The following is a 1,797-nucleotide window of genomic DNA, read 5'->3' on the forward strand; positions in this document are numbered from 1 at the left end:
ACAAAATGAAAGGTATATATCTTCAAAATTATCTTGATGAGTTCTGCTACAAACTTAATAGAAGATACTTCGGAGAGTATTTATTTGATAGAATTACTATTGCATTAGTAACTTGTGGTAAATAAACCGAGATACAAATTAAATAAATACAAATTTATAATTTGAAAATATTTATTAAATAGAATCATGAAAAACAAATCATACATAGGCATATCATTTATTATTTTGGTATTCGGTATTTTAGTTATTCCAAAAATTATCGATAGAATCAAAAATGATGATATCGTAAAAGCCGATCGATTAAATATTGAAGGTACAAAAACCACGAATAAAAGTGATTTGTTGACCATTGGCAAAGTGCCAAAATTTTCACTGACTGACCAAGACAATAAAAACATTTCCAACCAAACTTATGCAGGAAAAGTTTATTTGGTAGAATTTTTTTTTACCACTTGTCCAACCATTTGTCCAATTATGAATAATAATATGAAAATTATTCAAGAAAAATTTGCCACAAATTCAAATTTTGGCATTGCATCCATATCTATAAATCCTGAAAATGATACCTCAGAAGTGTTGAAGAAACATGCAGATGATATTGGCGCCAAAGGAATCAATTGGCACTTTTTGACAGGAAAAGAAACCAATATTTTCGAAATTGCCAATAAAGGATTTAATTTATACGCTGGCAAAAACAGCAAAGTAGCTGGCGGTTTTGAACATTCGGGTTTAATAGCCTTAATTGACAAAGATGGCAACATTCGAAGTCGAACAGATGATTTTGGAAATCCAATTGTTTATTACGATGGACTGGAAGAAAAAGGTATAAACCAACTCAAACAAGATATTACCAAATTACTGTCAGAATAATGGAAAATAATAATATATTAGAAAAAAAATACAACATTTGGATTACCATATTATCAATTGCTATTCCGCTAGTCGTTGCTATTTTATTCAAAGTGAAATTGAAAGATTTTGGATTTGATATCAAACCACTTTCTTTTTTGCCGCCAATTTACGCGACTATCAATGGAATTACAGCAATAGTTTTAATTTGGGCAGTTATTTCAATAAAAAATGGCAAACGCAAATTGCATGAAAACCTGATGAAATTTGCTATTGCACTTTCGGTAGCATTTTTAGCCATGTACGTGGCGTATCATATGACATCTGAATCCACAAAATATGGAGGTCAAGGTGTTACAAGAATTGTCTATTTTATCATTTTAATTTCTCATATTTCCTTGTCAATAATTGTTATCCCATTGGTTTTGGTATCGTATGTAAGAGCATTATCTGAACGTTTTGACAAGCACAAACAAATTACAAAATATACCTTTCCCATTTGGTTGTATGTGGCCGTAACTGGCGTGATAGTTTATATTATGATTTCCCCATATTATGCAAATTAGAAATAAAATCTCCAATCCAAAATCTCAATTCCAGAAATTTATATTTGGAATTTGCTTTCTGTTTTTTGCAATTAATGCACAATCCCAATGTGCCATGTGTCGTGCTTCTTTGGAAAGCACAGGCAATGTTACCCAAGCCGAAGCCATCAATGATGGAATTGTTTATTTAATGATTATTCCATATATTTTGGTTGCCATCGTTGGTTTTGGCGTTTATAGAATTTATTTAAAGAAAAAATAGATTTATTGGTCTCAAATATAGTTAAAACTATGCACTTTAGTGCATTTCGCTTTAGCTTCTAAAAATATATTACCTTTGATTTATGAATTTTCAAAGGACAAATGGACATAGTGTTTCAAGATTAACAGTTCATATAGTTTG

At 30.3% G+C, this 1,797-nt stretch carries 3 protein-coding genes and 1 pseudogene; all 4 read left to right on the forward strand.

Features of this window, described 5'->3' with window-relative positions; translation table 11 throughout:
* A pseudogene (locus tag RMN92_RS10115) lies at positions 1–125 on the forward strand (IS1595 family transposase); the annotation flags it as partial.
* 61 nt (positions 126–186) lie between these two features.
* Positions 187–870, forward strand: coding sequence for an SCO family protein (locus RMN92_RS10120; RefSeq protein ID WP_309609330.1), 684 nt, complete (start codon positions 187–189; stop codon positions 868–870).
* The gene (locus RMN92_RS10125; RefSeq protein ID WP_309609331.1) at positions 870–1,415 is read left to right on the forward strand and encodes a DUF420 domain-containing protein; all 546 of its coding nucleotides are present in this window, start codon (positions 870–872) and stop codon (positions 1,413–1,415) included. Before RMN92_RS10120 ends, RMN92_RS10125 begins: the two co-directional genes overlap by 1 nt.
* Positions 1,405–1,656: a hypothetical protein gene (locus RMN92_RS10130; protein ID WP_309609332.1), complete on the forward strand. Its 252-nt coding sequence runs from the start codon at positions 1,405–1,407 to the stop codon at positions 1,654–1,656. Before RMN92_RS10125 ends, RMN92_RS10130 begins: the two co-directional genes overlap by 11 nt.
* The last annotated feature ends 141 nt before the right edge of the window (positions 1,657–1,797 follow it).

This window comes from Flavobacterium sp., from assembly GCF_031363805.1.
Lineage (GTDB): Bacteria > Bacteroidota > Bacteroidia > Flavobacteriales > Flavobacteriaceae > Flavobacterium.

Excerpts from the sequence above, each read along its gene's own strand:
- RMN92_RS10120 (WP_309609330.1), top strand. The coding sequence starts at position 187 with ATGAAAAACAAATCATACATAGGCATATCATTTATTATTTTGGTATTC.
- RMN92_RS10125 (WP_309609331.1), top strand. The coding sequence starts at position 870 with ATGGAAAATAATAATATATTAGAAAAAAAATACAACATTTGGATTACC.
- RMN92_RS10130 (WP_309609332.1), top strand. The coding sequence starts at position 1,405 with ATGCAAATTAGAAATAAAATCTCCAATCCAAAATCTCAATTCCAGAAA.